Annotated in this window: 10 protein-coding genes; 5 read left to right on the top strand and 5 right to left on the bottom strand. The window is 69.8% G+C overall.

The genetic code is table 11. The annotated features are described in order from the left end of the window. Positions 1 to 83: 83 nt before the first annotated feature. The 4 genes from OG410_RS26940 to OG410_RS26925 form a co-directional block, all read right to left on the bottom strand. A complete protein-coding gene (locus tag OG410_RS26940) occupies positions 84 to 1877 on the bottom strand; it encodes an ABC transporter substrate-binding protein (RefSeq protein WP_329301502.1) in 1794 nt (597 codons plus the stop codon). A gap of 99 nt (positions 1878 to 1976) precedes the next feature. Next, positions 1977 to 3020, bottom strand: a complete 1044-nt coding sequence (locus OG410_RS26935; RefSeq protein WP_329301501.1) for an ABC transporter permease — start codon at positions 3018 to 3020, stop codon at positions 1977 to 1979. A gap of 485 nt (positions 3021 to 3505) precedes the next feature. Beyond that, complete coding sequence (gene typA, locus OG410_RS26930) at positions 3506 to 5419, bottom strand: translational GTPase TypA (RefSeq protein ID WP_329301500.1); 1914 nt, start codon at positions 5417 to 5419, stop codon at positions 3506 to 3508. Between the two features lie 439 nt (positions 5420 to 5858). Next, positions 5859 to 8363 carry an ABC transporter family substrate-binding protein gene (locus OG410_RS26925; protein ID WP_329301499.1) on the bottom strand — a complete coding sequence of 835 codons (2505 nt, stop codon included), beginning with the start codon at positions 8361 to 8363 and terminating at the stop codon, positions 5859 to 5861. A 472-nt stretch (positions 8364 to 8835) separates the two neighbouring features. Here OG410_RS26925 and OG410_RS26920 point away from each other — a divergent pair, with 472 nt between their 5' ends. The 4 genes from OG410_RS26920 to OG410_RS26905 are packed head-to-tail and all read left to right on the top strand — an operon-like array spanning position 8836 to position 12791. Further along, complete coding sequence (locus OG410_RS26920; RefSeq protein ID WP_329301498.1) at positions 8836 to 9162, top strand: hypothetical protein; 327 nt, start codon at positions 8836 to 8838, stop codon at positions 9160 to 9162. Positions 9163 to 9207: 45 nt separating this feature from the next. Further along, a complete protein-coding gene (locus tag OG410_RS26915; protein ID WP_329301497.1) occupies positions 9208 to 10029 on the top strand; it encodes a hypothetical protein in 822 nt (273 codons plus the stop codon). 18 nt (positions 10030 to 10047) lie between these two features. Further along, positions 10048 to 12024 carry a fumarate reductase/succinate dehydrogenase flavoprotein subunit gene (locus OG410_RS26910; protein WP_329301496.1) on the top strand — a complete coding sequence of 659 codons (1977 nt, stop codon included), beginning with the start codon at positions 10048 to 10050 and terminating at the stop codon, positions 12022 to 12024. Further along, positions 12021 to 12791 carry a succinate dehydrogenase/fumarate reductase iron-sulfur subunit gene (locus tag OG410_RS26905; protein WP_329301495.1) on the top strand — a complete coding sequence of 257 codons (771 nt, stop codon included), beginning with the start codon at positions 12021 to 12023 and terminating at the stop codon, positions 12789 to 12791. The genes OG410_RS26910 and OG410_RS26905 overlap by 4 nt, the downstream gene beginning before the upstream one ends. A 54-nt stretch (positions 12792 to 12845) precedes the next feature. On the opposite strand, the gene OG410_RS26900 is transcribed toward OG410_RS26905, so the two are convergent. Next, a complete protein-coding gene (locus tag OG410_RS26900) occupies positions 12846 to 13169 on the bottom strand; it encodes a hypothetical protein (RefSeq protein ID WP_329301494.1) in 324 nt (107 codons plus the stop codon). A gap of 250 nt (positions 13170 to 13419) precedes the next feature. On the opposite strand from OG410_RS26900, the gene OG410_RS26895 reads away from it, so the two are divergent. Next, positions 13420 to 15003: a hypothetical protein gene (locus OG410_RS26895; RefSeq protein ID WP_329301493.1), complete on the top strand. Its 1584-nt coding sequence runs from the start codon at positions 13420 to 13422 to the stop codon at positions 15001 to 15003. The last annotated feature ends 94 nt before the right edge of the window (positions 15004 to 15097 follow it).

Below are 15097 nucleotides of genomic sequence, written 5' to 3'. Positions count from 1 at the left end.
CTCTGCGGAGACGGTGGGAGGTTTCACGGAGGTGCGGGGGTGCGCTCCGCCTGGTGCGCACCCCCGCGATCAGCCGTAGAGAGTTACGACTTCACGTACAGGCGGGTGATGTCGATGAGGCTGGACACCGAGCCGTAGCGAGCGCCGCCGATGTTCGAGCCGGAGAGCTGGAACTGCTTGGTGTACCACAGCGGAGCGGCCGGGACGACCTTCTCCAGCAGGTAGTGCTGGGCTTCCTTCCACGTCTTGGCGGCCTCGACCGGGTCCTGGCTCAGCGCCTTCTTGATGAGGGCGTCGACCTTCGGGTCCTTGACGTGCGAGTAGTTCGGCGCACCGTCGGCGACCTGGTCACCGTCGTAGACGGGCGTGACGACCGTGGACGGCGACGGCCAGTCCTGGCCCCAGCCCGAGATGTAGATGTCGTACGGGTTGTCGAGCTTGCCGATCTGCTCGTAGTAGCTCGCCGCGTCGACCTCCTTGGAGACGACGTCGAAGCCGACCTTGGAGAGGGCGTCCTCGATGGCGACCTTGCGCTTCTGGCCGGGCTCGCTGTTGGAGTACGCGAAGACGACCTTCTTCTCGGCGGCCGGGACGCCCGCGAGGAGCTCCTTGGCCTTCGCGATGTTGCCCTGCGGCGCCTTCAGACGGCCGTAGGGGTCGTACGTCGCCTCGTAGCCCGGCAGGGTCGGGGCGAAGTAGTTCGGGGCCACGTCGCCGCCGTAGACACCGCCCTCACCGGCGATGAGCGACTTGGAGTTCACCGCGTAGGTGATCGCCTGACGGACCTTCAGGTCCTTGACGCGGTCGAGGTTGAACGTCAGCTGCATGACGTAGGGCTGGTAGCCCTTGACCGTGCGCTTGCTGACCGCAGGGTTGCCGATGACGTCCTGGATCTGGGTGGCCTCGACGCCGGCGGTGAGCTGGATGGCGTTCTTGTCGTTGCCCTGGTCGGCGATCAGACGCTTGGTCTGGGTCGACTCGGTGACACCGAACTGGAAGTCGAAGCCGTCCGCGTACTGGTGGCGCACGGAGTCGGTCTTCGGGTCCCAGTTGGTGTTCTTCTTGAGGATCAGCTCCTTGCCGACCTTGTTCGAGACGATCTTGTACGGGCCGGTGGCGACCGGGGTCTTGTCGTACTTCTCCTTCGTGTCCGTCTTCGCCGGGACGATGCCGTAGCCGGCCATGGCCAGCGTCTGCGGCAGGTCCGGGCGCGCGGTGTCGAAGTGGAAGACGACGGTCTTCGCGTCCGGGGTGTCCAGGACCGAGGCCGGCAGGTGCTTCTTGCCGAAGCCGCCGTCCGGCAGCGCCTTGCGGTAGTCGGCGCCGCTCAGCCAGGTCTGCAGGTAGGTCGGGCCGTCGAAGACGAACTTCGCGTAGAGGCGCTCGACGGTGTGGCGGACGTCGGCGGACGTGATGGCCGCGCCCTTCTCGTCCTTGATGCCGTCCTTCAGCGTGAAGGTCCAGGTCTTGCCGCCGTCCGAGGACTTGCCCGCGTCGGTCGCGAGGTCACCCACGACCGAGACGCCGCCCTTGCCGTCCTCCTTGAACTGGGTCAGGCGACGGAAGAGCAGGTTGGCGACCTGGCCGGCGTCGGAGACGTAGATCTGGCCCGGGTCCAGGTGGGAGAGACCCGCCTCCTGGTACACGGCGATGGTGCCGCCGGACTTGGCACCGGCGACCTCCTCGGCGGGACCGGTCGAACCCGCGGCGTCGGCGTAGGTGACCGACTTCGACTGGACCGAAGCCTGCTTCTGGTCCTTCTTCGAGTCGGCGTCGGACTTGCCGCCGTCGTTCTTCGAGCAAGCCGTCAGTACGAGGGAACCGGCTGCAAGAGCGACGACTATGGCGCGGGCTCTGCGCGAGCTGCTGGGGTTCATGTGGCGAATACCTACCTGTCGGTTGTTATCCATGAGTACTGCCTGACGCGGCTGGTAGGCCGACGCGGGGGCGGCAGTCACCCCCCACCAATGGACGTTTTAGCGCCCGGACTTGGGGTCGAACGCGTCCCGGACCGAGTCTCCGAGGAGGTTGAAGGCCAGGACGAAAATCACCAGCGCCAGTCCGGGGAAGAAGAGGAACGCCGGATCCTGCTCGGTGTAGTTGGCAGCGGCGGCGAACAGGCGTCCCCAGTCCGGGGTCGGTTCGACGAACCCGACGCCGGCGAAGGAAAGGAAGGCGATGGTGAGGATAGTGCTGGGCAGCGAGTACGTGAACTGCACGAGGATCGGCGTCACCACGTTCGGCAGGATCTCCTTGCGGACGATCCGCGCCGGGGAGGCACCGGAGACCTTGGCAGCCTCGACGAACTCCCGCTCACGCAGGGACAGCACGGTGGAGCGAACCAGTCGGGCCATACCCATCCAGCCCAGCACCCACAGCACGATCAGCATCGCCAGGGCGCGGAAGTACGTGGGGGTCTCCTCCCGCGGGTCGACGAAGAACGCGGTGACCACGGGCATGAAGGCGATGAAGAACAGCTGCTGCGGGAACGAGAGGAAGAAGTCGGTGACCCGGCCGATCCAGTAGTCGGTCCGGCCGCCGAAGTATCCGCCGATCAGACCGATGATCACGCCCGTGACCATCAGCAGGACCGTCACACCGAGCGCCATGAACAGCGACGTCCGCATGCCGTACACCAGCATGGCGAACAGGTCGCGGCCGTACTGGGGCTCGACGCCGAACCAGTGGTCCCCCGAGACACCGCCGAAGTAGCCGAGCGGCAGCCCGAACTGGTCGAGGACGGGCTTGTCCGCGAAGGTCGGGTCCTGCCCGTAGAGCGTGTACGGGTTGGTCCCGCTCAACTTGACCAGCAGCGGCGCGAGCAGCGAGACGGCGAAGTACAAAATCACTACCACGGCACAGATGACACCGGTACGGTCACGCTTGAAGCGCTGCCACATCAACTGGCCGGGAGAACGGCCCTCGAGCTTCTTCTCGCCCTTGGCGGGCTCGTGCGTCTCGAGCTCGGGGACCAAGGCGATCGACGGCCCGGCGCCCTCAGCCTTGGCTGGACTGGTCATGTTTGTTCTTCCCCCGGGGGGTTGAGAGTCGTGCGCAGCACAGATACCGGCAGGTTCTGTGGTTTCAGGGAACTTTCACCAAGTAGGTCAAGGCGCGTCAAGAGCCGAAGGCATAGGGAAATCCCTACCGTCGATTTTTTGAGCAAAAATTGCAGAGAACGACACCTACACGCGCTTGACACGTGAGAACGGAATCCGGCGAAACGGTCATCCGTGAGGAAAATTTCGTTTACGTGTCCGAAACTTGATTGTCCGGTGCCCGATATGCGAACGCCTCTGTATCGTTCACACCCTGTTGCCCGAACTGGCACGGTTTCGCCCCCGGACACGAAGAAGGCCCGGCTCCCCGCAGCGCGGTGAACCGGGCCTTTCAGAGGCCACCCGGACGGCACGTCACCGGGCCTTTCAGAGGCCCCTGGACGGCACGTCACGGACCCGGCGGACACCGCTCGCGGCGGCGTCCGTCGGGTCCGGCAAACGGCTTGTCAGCCGTGCTTGGCGCGGCTGGCCGTGCGACCGCGCTCCTTCTGGTCGAGAACGAGCTTGCGGATGCGAACGGACTCCGGGGTAACCTCGACGCACTCGTCGTCGCGGCAGAACTCCAGCGACTGCTCCAGGGAGAGCTTGCGCGGCGGGACGATCGCCTCGAACGAGTCGGCGGCGGCCGACCGCATGTTGGTGAGCTTCTTCTCCTTGGTGATGTTCACGTCCATGTCGTCGGCGCGGGAGTTCTCGCCGACGATCATGCCCTCGTACACCTCGGTGCCGGGGTCGGTGAACAGCACACCGCGCTCCTGGAGGTTCGTCATCGCGAACGCGGTGACGGCGCCGGCGCGGTCGGCGACCAGCGAACCGTTGTTACGGGTCGTCAGGGTGCCGAACCACGGCTCGTGGCCCTCGTGGATGGAGTGGGCGATGCCCGTACCGCGCGTGCCGGTCAGGAACTCGGTCCGGAAGCCGATGAGACCGCGGGACGGAACGACGAACTCCAGGCGAACCCAGCCGGAGCCGTGGTTCGACATGTTGTCCATGCGGCCCTTGCGGACGCCCATGAGCTGCGTGACCGCGCCCATGTGCTCCTCGGGCACGTCGATCGTCATACGCTCGACCGGCTCGTGCACCTTGCCGTCGATCACCTGGGTGACCACCTGCGGCTTGCCGATGGTCAGCTCGAAGCCCTCGCGGCGCATCTGCTCGACCAGGATGGCGAGCGCCAGCTCACCGCGGCCCTGGACCTCCCAGGCGTCCGGGCGCTCGGTGTCGAGCACACGGAGGGAGACGTTACCGACCAGCTCGCGGTCGAGGCGGTCCTTGACCTGGCGGGCGGTGACCTTGCGGTCCTTGTCCTTGACCGCGGCCTTGGCGTCCGCGCCCTTGCCCGTGCCACCACGGCCGACCAGCGGCGAGGTGTTCGTGCCGATGGTCATGGAGATCGCCGGCTCGTCGACCGTGATCAGCGGCAGCGCGATCGGGTTCTCCGGGTCGGCCAGGGTCTCGCCGATCATGATGTCCGGGATACCGGCGACGGCGCAGATGTCACCGGGGCCGGCCACCTCGGCGGGCTTGCGGGTGAGCGCCTCGGTCATCAGCAGCTCGGTGATGCGCACGTTGGACATCGTGCCGTCGCGCTTGATCCACGTGACGGTCTGGCCCTTGCGCAGCTCGCCCTGCTCGACGCGGAGCAGCGCGATACGGCCGAGGAAGTTGTCGGCGTCCAGGTTGGTCACGTGGGCCTGGAGCGGCGCGGCCTCGTCGAAGGACGGGGCCGGGACGGACTCCAGGATCGTGGTGAAGAACGGCTCCAGGCTGTCGCTGTCGGCCGGGACCGTGCCGTCCTCCGGCTTGGTCAGCGAGGCCACGCCGTCACGCGCACACGCGTAGACGATCGGGAACTCGATCTGCTCCTCGTCGGCGTCCAGGTCCAGGAAGAGGTCGTAGGTCTCGTTGACGACCTCGTCGATCCGGGAGTCCGGGCGGTCGGTCTTGTTGATGCACAGGATGACCGGCAGACGCTGCTGCAGCGCCTTGCGCAGCACGAAGCGGGTCTGGGGCAGCGGGCCCTCGGAGGCGTCGACCAGCAGGACGACCGCGTCCACCATCGACAGACCGCGCTCGACCTCACCACCGAAGTCGGCGTGGCCGGGGGTGTCGATGATGTTGATCGTGATGACGTCGCCGCCATCCTTCGGGTGGTACTTGACCGCCGTGTTCTTCGCCAGGATCGTGATGCCCTTCTCACGTTCCAGGTCGTTCGAGTCCATCATGCGGTCGTCCAGCGACTCTGCGGCGTGCGCGGCGAAGGCACCGGCCTGCTTGAGCATGGCGTCGACCAGGGTGGTCTTGCCGTGGTCGACGTGGGCGACGATGGCGACGTTGCGGATGTCGTGGCGCGTGGCCATAGTGAGGCGCTTCTCCCGGAGTGAGTGGACGGCCTCCGCATCCGCGGGGCCACTGCCGGGCTGAACACGCCACGGCCTTACCCCATCGTACGGGGCCCGGACGGAGACGGCCTCCGCGGGCCCGGAGGCGCGACCCCGCCGGGGCGGGTCCCGGCCTTGTGATCAGGCACTCTTCGCCGCAGGTGAACCGGCAGGACAGAGCGTGCGGGCGGCCGTACGCTCGGCGGCCCCCGCCTTCGCGGGGCCTTCGTCGATCATGCGCTCCGTACAGGACAGAAACCCGCCGCCGACCGTCTCTCAGGTCACCACATGCCCCCTGACCGGCTCGGCGGCGCCGCCCCGGCAGGTGTAGATGAAGGGGTTCGTGAGCGCGCGGCGGTTCATGGTCGTCCCCCGTGTCCCTGTGTCCAGTGATGGTCACCGGACACAGGGGGGCGCCCTACTTTCCGGTACGGCCCGCTGTCGGGGTCTGCTGCGACCCCTTCGCGCCCTTCTTGAGGAAGCCCATGTCCTCGTACACCGGAGTCTGGAAGCCGAAGGCTCCGGTGTTCGCCAGGCCGGCGCGGGCGGCGGCGAGCTGGGGGCGCTGGTAGAGGGGGATGGAGCCGGCGGCGGCCCAGATACGGGCGTCCGCCTTGCGGACGAGGGAGCGTTCCTCGTCCTCGTTCAGGGTGGAGAGCGCCTGGTCGAAGAGCTGATCGACCTGGTCGGTGCCGACGCGGGTGTAGTTCTGCTCGACGCTCAGCGAGCCGTCCGCCGCCGGAACGGGCTTGGCGTAGATCGGGCGGGCGTCGGTGGCCGGGAAGGCGGAGGCGGGCCACGAGTAGAGCGCCAGGTCGTAGTCTCCCGAGGCGATGTGGTCCTTGAAGTAGCTGTCGTCGGAGACCTTCGTGATGTCCGTACGGACACCGACCCGCTGGAGCATCCGCGCGATCCGGTCGGCCACGAGGCGCAGGGACTCCGAGCCCGCGCCGGAGGGAACGACGAAGCGCAGCGCGAGCGGTTTGCCGTCCTTGGCGAGGACATTGGACGCGGCGCCCGCCGGAGCGGCCGTCCCCTTGGGCGCGTACGCCCCCGGAAGGCCGCCCTGCCCGGCGTACTGCCGGCCGTCCACGTGCCGGGCGGCCTGCTCGTCCGTGTGGACGCCCTGCCGCACGCCGGTCTGCTGCTCCTGCTTCCTCGCGTGGTCCTTGGGGTCCTGGGCCGGCTCCCGGCCCACTCCCGAGGGCTTGTCGTCGTCACCGAGGACGTACGTTCCGCCCTTGCCCGGCCTGCCGTCCTCGCCGCCGTCGCCCTTCTTGCCCTTGGACCCGGCCGCCTTCTCCGTCTTCTTCTGCTCCGTGACCGGCCCGCCCGGCACCCACCCGGCGTCCGCGAGCAGCGCCCGCGCCTCGGCGGCGTCCTGGTTGCCGAGGGCGCCGCTGCTGTCGGCGTACGCGGCCTGTCCGGCGAGGGCGAGATGGCTGCCGACCGGCTCGGCGGGCAGACCGAGCGGCTGGAGGACGACCCGGGCGAGTTCCTTGCGGTCCAGGGCACGGGCCACGGCGCGGCGGACGCGCTCGTCGGCGAGTGGGCCCTCGGAGCCGTTGAGGGCGAGCTGCGTGTAGGCGGGTTCGAGAGACTTGCGGACCACGAAGCCGCTCAGCGCCGACCGCGAGGCCGTCTTCGCCCCGCTTCCCTTCGTACCCGGCTCCCCCTTCTCGCTCTCGTCGTCGCGCTCACTCCCGTCGGACTTCTCGTGCTTGGCGCCCTTCTCGCTCTTGTCGCTCTTGTCGCTCTTCTCGCCGTTCTCGTCCTTGTCGCTCTTGTCGCTCTTGTCGGCCTCCTCGTCGTCCTTCGAGCTCTTCTCGTGCTTGGCGGTCTCGTCCTTGTCGCTCTTCTCGTCCGCCGCGTTCTTGCCGTCCTCCTCGTCGGACTCGGACTCGCTCTTCTCGCCCTTCTTCCTGGACGTTTCCTTCTCGCTCTTCTCGTCCTTGTCGCTCTTCTCGCTCTTCTCGCTCTTCTCCGCGGACGGGTCCTTCTCGCTCGTCGCGGAGGCCCCCTGCAACGGCGCGCCGTCCTTGTGCCGGGCCGCGAGCGTGACGCGCTCGGCTTCGGCGGGGTCGATCTCGGCCAGGTCGAGCCTGTCGTCGGCGAGCGCCTCGGCCCGCTTGTCACGGGCGACGGCCACCAGATCGATCTCGTCGAGCTTGCTGGGGCGGCCCCACCAGCGCGCGTTGCGCGTGAGGCGCACCTCCCCGGCCTTGCGGTCGACCGTCTTCAGGGCGAAGGGCCCCGCGGTGACCTTGAGCTTGCGCCGCGCGCCGTCGTTGAAGGAGTCCGCGGTACCCATGACGTCCTTCGGGTACAGCGGCGAGAACAGCGCCCTCCAGTCGGCGTAGCGCCGGCTGAAGGTGACGCGGACCTCCAGGTTGTTCTTGCCGCGCTCGATCTTCTCGATCCGGTCGTACCCGGCGTTGCGTGCCGTCCAGTACGCGGAGTCCTTGCCGGACAGGGCGCGCCACTGGGCGGCGAAGTCGGCGGCGCCGATCTCGCGTCCGTCGCTCCACACGGCCTGCTGGTTGAGCTTGTACAGCACGACCTGCTTGGGCGACGTGCCCACGACCTTCGCCGACTCCAGGTAGTCGGAGTTGATCTGCGGCCGCCCGTTCGCGTCGAGCCGGTACATGGACGGCAGGACGGCGCCGGCGACACGGGCGGTCGCGGCGTCGGCGTCCGCCTGGAACGCGTTCAGCGTCTCCGGTACGGCGTCCACGGCCCAGCGCAGGGTGCCGCCGTCGGCGATCAGGTCACGGGACGCGGGCGCGATGTCCTGCACGGCCACGGGTCTGTCCGCCTCGCCGTCCGCACTGCACGCGGCGAGGGCGGGTACCGCGAGCACGCCCGCGGTGAGGAATGCGGCCGAGCGCATCACCGCGCGCAGTCCGACGCCTTCGTGGGACATCACTGCAACCTCCGGGGGACGCTCCGCCGCGGGGGCAGGTCTGCTTCTGATCCCGTTCGGCGGTATTAGGGAGTTCATCCGATCTACAGGCCAACTGAAGAGCAGACCGGTAGAGGGGAGGCGGCGACACGGCGACGGGCGCGCGGAACCCACTCGTGCGGCCCAATCCGGAACCAGCCCGAGGCCGCGTCACGGGCGCCCGCCCAGGCACGGCGCACACGGGTGCGCGGCCCCGCCGCCCGCTCCCGCGCGCCGTCCGGCCTGCCGCGCGGCCCCCCGGCCCGCTCCCGGGCGCACGGGGAACTCGACCGGCGCGCGCGTCGAAAACCCGGCGCACGGGGTTCGTTCTGGAGCGCGCGAGCCTTCAATCCGTGCACACGCCTTCACACAGGTGCTTGTGACGCGCAACACTCGCAGGCGCATGAACGTTGCCGCCTGAAGGCCGCTGGGCCCACGGAAGTGAGGGCAAGTCATGTCCGTGCACGACGATCTGACGTCAGTCCAGCGCTGCCTCGACGATCTTCAGCGGTCGGTGCGGCGCCTGGAACAGCAGATGGGCACCGGTCTGGAGATGCGCCGTGTGCGCGCCGACGCCGACCACCTGCGCGAGAGTCTCGCGCTGCTGCGCGAGTCCACCGCGGCCCGCGCCCCCGGGCTCCCGGCCGTGCCGGGAGCGGCGGGAGCCGTGTCCGGCCGGCTCCCCGACCTGGTGCCCATCCCCGACACCCCGTACGACAGCTCCTTGTGGACCGATTCCGACGACGAGGGTCTCGGCGCGCACCACGGTCCCTCCCACTAGCGCCCTCGACACCGGCGCGCCCCCGAACCCGACCGGAGTGCGAAGTTGGCCACTGGTACGGAACCTCATCTGAACAGCGGCGGAGTACGAACCGGTACGCGCGCCGCGATCGCCGCCCCGCATCTGCGGACCGACCGCTGGTGGCTGGCGCCCGCCGCCACCGCGGCCGGGTTGCTGGCCTTCATCGTGTACTCGACCTGGCGGGCCTTCTCGGACGCGCACTACTACGCGGCGCCCTACGTCTCGCCGTTCTACTCGCCGTGTCTGGCCGAGCGGTGCGGAACCATGCGCGCCGGGCCGAACGCGGACCTGTTCGGGAGCTGGTGGGCCATCTCCCCCGCGATCATCATCCTGGTCTTCCCGCTCGGCTTCCGGCTGACCTGCTACTACTACCGCAAGGCCTACTACCGGGGCTTCTGGGCGAGCCCGCCGGCCTGCGCGGTGGCCGAGCCGCACAAGAAGTACACCGGTGAGACCCGCTTCCCGCTGATCCTCCAGAACATCCACCGGTACTTCTTCTACGCGGCCCTCGTCGTCGCCGCCATCCTCACGTACGACACCGTGCTCTCCTTCCGCGACGAGCACTACGCCTGGGGCCACATGGGCCTCGGCACGCTGGTGTTCCTGGTGAACATCACGCTGATCTGGGCGTACACCCTCTCCTGCCACTCCTGCCGGCACATCGTCGGCGGGAAGCTCAAGCACTTCTCCAAGCATCCCGTGCGGTACCGGATATGGCAGTGGGTCGGGAAGCTGAACGCCCGTCACATGCTGCTCGCCTGGGCGTCGTTGGTGAGCGTGGCGCTCGCCGACTTCTACGTGTACCTGGTCGCGTCCGGCGCCTTCGACGATCCGCGCTTCTTCTAGATTGGGTGGAGCCCCCTGATGTCCGTGGTCGACCGACAGGAGTGGGACGTCGTCGTGGTCGGTGCCGGTGGCGCCGGACTGCGTGCCGCGATCGAGGCGCGCGAGCGCGGTGCCCGTACGGCGGTGATCTGCAAGTCGCTGTTCGGCAAGGCCCACACGGTGATGGCCGAGGGCGGCATCGCGGCCGCCATGGGCAATGTGAACTCCGGCGACAACTGGCAGGTGCACTTCCGCGACACCATGCGCGGCGGCAAGTTCCTCAACCAGTGGCGGATGGCCGAACTGCACGCCCGCGAGGCACCGGACCGGGTCTGGGAACTGGAGACCTGGGGCGCCCTGTTCGACCGGACGAAGGACGGACGGATCTCGCAACGCAACTTCGGCGGCCACGAGTATCCGCGCCTCGCCCACGTCGGCGACCGCACCGGGCTCGAACTGATCCGCACGCTCCAGCAGAAGATCGTGTCCCTCCAGCAGGAGGACAAGCGGGAGACCGGTGACTACGAGTCGCGCCTGAAGGTCTATCAGGAATGCACCGTCACACGGATATTGAAGGACGGACAGCGAATCTCCGGAACCTTCTGCTACGAACGGGAGTCGGGGCGCTTCTTCGTCCTGGAGGCCCCCTCCGTGGTGATCGCCACCGGCGGCATCGGCAAGTCCTTCAAGGTGACCTCCAACTCGTGGGAGTACACGGGCGACGGGCACGCGCTGGCACTGCTCGCCGGGGCACCGCTGCTGAACATGGAGTTCGTGCAGTTCCATCCGACCGGCATGGTCTGGCCGCCGTCGGTCAAGGGCATCCTCGTCACCGAGTCGGTGCGCGGTGACGGCGGGGTGCTGCGCAACTCCGAGGGCAAGCGGTTCATGTTCGACTACATCCCCGACGTCTTCAAGGAGAAGTACGCGCAGTCGGAGGAGGAGGGCGACCGCTGGTACGAGGACCCGGACCACAACCGGCGTCCACCGGAGCTGCTGCCGCGCGACGAGGTGGCACGGGCCATCAACTCCGAGGTGAAGGCGGGCCGCGGATCACCGCACGGGGGCGTCTTCCTCGATGTGTCGACCCGGATGCCCGCCGAGGTGATCAAACGCCGGCTGCCCTCGATGTACCACCAGTTCAAGGAGCTGGCCGATGTCGACATCACCGCCGAGGCGATGGAGGTCGGGCCCACCTGCCACTACGTCATGGGCGGCATCGCGGTCGACTCGGACACGGCGGCGGCGCGCGGGGTGCCCGGGCTGTTCGCCGCCGGCGAGGTCGCGGGCGGTATGCACGGCTCCAACCGGCTCGGCGGCAACTCCCTTTCCGACCTGCTGGTGTTCGGGCGGCGGGCCGGGTGGCACGCGGCGGAGTACGCGGCCGGTCTCACCGGGGACGGCGCCCGCCCGCCGCTGGACGACACCCAGATCGACGAGGCCGCCGCGGAGGCGCTACGGCCCTTCTCCGCCGAGGGACCCGAGTCCGTCCCCGCCGCGCCGGCCGGCGGCGCGCCCGCCGTCGCCTCGCAGCCGCCGGAGAACCCGTACACCCTGCACCAGGAGCTCCAGCAGACCATGAACGACCTGGTCGGGATCATCCGCCGCGAGGCCGAGATGGAGCAGGCCCTGGAGAAGCTCGGCGAGCTGCGGGTACGGGCGCGCCGGGCCGGGGTGGAGGGCCACCGCCAGTTCAACCCGGGCTGGCATCTCTCCCTGGACCTGCGGAACATGCTCCTGGTCAGCGAGTGTGTCGCCCGGGCGGCACTGGAGCGCGCGGAGTCGCGTGGCGGCCACACCCGCGAGGACCACCCGGCGATGGAGCGTTCCTGGCGCCGGATCAACCTGCTGTGCCGGCTCACCGACCCCACCGGCGGACTGGCCGCCACCGACCCGGTGGCCGGACAGATCGACCTGGTGAACGAGACCACCCAGCCCGTCCGCCCCGACCTGCTCGCCCTCTTCGAGAAGGAGGAGCTGGTCAAGTACCTCGCCGAAGAGGAGCTCTACGAGTGAGCAGCTACAAGGCCCGCTTCAAGGTGTGGCGCGGAGATGTGAAGGGCGGCGGCCTGGAGGACTTCGGGGTCGAGGTCAACGAGGGCGAGGTGGTGCTGGACATCATCCACCGGCTCCAGGCGACCCAGGCTCCCGACCTCGCCGTGCGCTGGAACTGCAAGGCGGGCAAGTGCGGTTCGTGCTCGGCGGAGATCAACGGCCGGCCGCGGCTGATGTGCATGACGCGGATGTCGGTGTTCACCCAGGAGGAGACGATCACCGTCACCCCGCTGCGCGCCTTCCCCGTCGTACGGGATCTGGTGACCGACGTCGGTTTCAACTACGACAAGGCGCGGGAGGTCCCCGCCTTCGTTCCGCCCGCCGGTGTCGGCCCCGGCGAGTACCGGATGATGCAGGAGGACGTCGACCGGTCGCAGGAGTTCCGCAAGTGCATCGAGTGCTTCCTGTGCCAGGACACCTGCCACGTGGTCCGTGACCACGAGGAGAACAAGCCCGCGTTCGCCGGACCGCGCTTCCTGATGCGGGTGGCGGAGCTGGACATGCACCCGCTGGACGCGGCCGCGGACTCCGGCCTGGACCGCAAGCGCACGGCCCAGGACGAGCACGGTCTCGGCTACTGCAACATCACCAAGTGCTGCACCGAGGTCTGCCCGGAGGGCATCAAGATCACGGACAACGCGCTGATCCCCTTGAAGGAACGGGCGGTCGACCGCAAGTACGACCCGCTGGTGTGGCTGGGATCGAAAATCGGCCGACGGCGGACGTAGACGGGGGCCCGGGTGGGGGCGGCGCGCCGTCCCCGGTCCGCTCACGTCCTGCCGTCACCGCCCTTCGGTGTCCGGCGGAGCCACGGGGCGTCGGCCCGGGTGCTGCCCCATCATCTGGACCACCTGGCTCGCGACGAACAGGCCCATCCCGCCCAGGGCGTACGGCGTGAACTCGGCGTCGGGTCCGCGGAACGGTCCGAGGAACATGAACAGGGACCATCCCACGGCCCCCGTCAGCGCGCCCCAGCCCCACAGTTCCGGGCGCACGACCCTGCGACGCACCCACGGCGGGATCCAGTGCCTCGCGATGGCGGCGATCCCGAATCCGGCCTGCGCGATGACGATCAGTGCGGCGAACCCGACGAAATACCAGTGCATCGAACCCCCACTCCCCCGCGTGCCGTACAGGGGCACGCGGCGTGATCATCGCACGCGGGATCCGGGCCGTCATCACATGGTGTGGCGTCCTTCAGCGAATCGATTGCGTGCAGGCCCCCGGCGGCGAGGGCGCCCGCGAGATCGACCCCCGCGCCCCTCCCGTCCATCCTGATACCTCCCGTACCCCGACCGCCCCCAACTCCTCGTATACCGGTCGCGGAGGGGCTCGAACGGCCATACGCTCCCAAATGTGACGTCGCCCCTGAGCCGAAGCCGGTCGCGCCGGGTCCCGTCGCCCATGGCCGTGCGGGTGGCGCATGCCGTGCTCGGGGGGCTGGTCGCGACGGGCTGGCTGGTGCTGCCGCTGGCGCGGGCGGGAGCGGAGGCCCCGGCGGCCCCGGCGCGGGACGCGCGTGTCACCGCTCCCCGGGCCGCGACCGCACAGGACGGGACGACGACCGGCGATCTCGTGCCGCCCCTGGTCGCGGTCGGCGCCGCGGGCGCGCTGGCGGCCTACACGTACGGGCGCCGCAGACGGCGGGCGGCGACCCGCACGACACCCGGCGGCGACCCCGAGCTCACCTCCCTGCCCGAACTCGACCGGCAGGCAAGGCGGTTGCTCGTCGAGACCGACGACTGCGTACGCGTCTCCGCCGAGGAGCTCGCCCTCGCCACGGACCGGGCGGCGGGCGACGCCGTGGAACCGTACGTGTACGAGCTCAGGCACGCGGAAGCCGCACTCGCCGCGGCCTTCCGGCTGCGGCAGCGCCTCGACGAGGCGGACACGGCCGGCACGGACCCGGCCGAGGGCCAGGACGAACGCAGGGACGTCCTGGAGGAGATCGTCGCCCGCTGTCAGGACGCCGGGCAGCGACTGGACGCGGCGGCGCCGGGGTTCGACCAGATCCGGGCGCTGGAGCGGAACGCGGTGGCCGCCCTGGAGGCCGCGGAGACCCGCTTCCGGGACGTCGCCGCCCGCATCCGTGCCACCGAGAAGACGATCGCCGACCTCCACGAGCGGTACGCTCCCGCCGCCTCGCTGCCCGTCGTCGGCGACGCCGAACAGGCCAAGGACCGGCTGCTGTTCACCACCTCTCACCTCAACCAGGCACGGCAGTACGCGGACCGGGGCGACGGCGCTAAGGCGGCGGCCCATCTGCGGGCGGCGGAGGGGGCGTTGGCGCAGGCCTTCGACCTGGCGGACGGCGTGGACCGGCTGGCCCGGGAACTGGACTCGGCCGCGGCCGGGTTGCCCGCGGCCATCGCTGCGGCACAGTCCGACTGGAACGCCGCCCGGGGTCTCCCGCCGGACGCCCGCGCCGGGCTCGTCGGACGGCTGGGGCACGCGGAGGCACTGCTCTCCGCGGTGCGTCACGAGACGGCGGCCGGGCCCCACGATCCGCTGGACGCGCTGCGCCGGGTGACGGAGGCGGCCGCGAGCCTGGCCGGGATGGTGGGCGGTGAGGTTCCCGAAGGGAGCGGCCGCGCGCTGGTTCCCGCCCGCAGCGCGCTCGCCGGGGCCGCGTGCTTCGTCGGCACGCACCGCGGGGCGGTGGGCGGCGAGGCGCGGACCCGGCTGGCCGAGGCACGGCGGCTGCTCGGTCCGGGCTCCGTTCCCCTCTCCGAGGTACTGCGGGCCGACGAACTGGCCCGGGAGGCGCGACGGCTCGCCGAGCGGGACGTACGGGCGTACGGCAATCCCTCGGGCGGCCGCGGGGGTGCCGGAGCGGGCGGCGCGGTGCTCGGCGGGATCCTCCTGAGCGACGGCGAGGGCGGCCCGATGAGCTACGGCGGCCCGCGCACACGGGGCCGCCGGGGGGCCTTCTTCACCTGAGCCGAGAGCGGCGCCCCCGCGTACAGCCTCCCGGCACCTGGCTCCCGACCGTCGGCTCCTGGCTCCTGGCTCCCGACCGCCTGCTCCCGGGCCC

Source organism: Streptomyces sp. NBC_00659, assembly GCF_036226925.1.
Classification (GTDB): Bacteria; Actinomycetota; Actinomycetes; order Streptomycetales; family Streptomycetaceae; genus Streptomyces.
The sequence above is the reverse complement of the archived record's forward strand: the minus strand, read 5'-3'. Positions and strand labels throughout refer to the sequence as shown.

Coding starts and splice junctions, on each gene's coding strand:
- OG410_RS26940 (WP_329301502.1), bottom strand. CDS start 1,877: ATGAACCCCAGCAGCTCGCGCAGAGCCCGCGCCATAGTCGTCGCTCTT.
- OG410_RS26935 (WP_329301501.1), bottom strand. CDS start 3,020: ATGACCAGTCCAGCCAAGGCTGAGGGCGCCGGGCCGTCGATCGCCTTG.
- typA (WP_329301500.1), bottom strand. CDS start 5,419: ATGGCCACGCGCCACGACATCCGCAACGTCGCCATCGTCGCCCACGTC.
- OG410_RS26925 (WP_329301499.1), bottom strand. CDS start 8,363: ATGTCCCACGAAGGCGTCGGACTGCGCGCGGTGATGCGCTCGGCCGCA.
- OG410_RS26920 (WP_329301498.1), top strand. CDS start 8,836: ATGTCCGTGCACGACGATCTGACGTCAGTCCAGCGCTGCCTCGACGAT.
- OG410_RS26910 (WP_329301496.1), top strand. CDS start 10,048: ATGTCCGTGGTCGACCGACAGGAGTGGGACGTCGTCGTGGTCGGTGCC.
- OG410_RS26900 (WP_329301494.1), bottom strand. CDS start 13,169: ATGCACTGGTATTTCGTCGGGTTCGCCGCACTGATCGTCATCGCGCAG.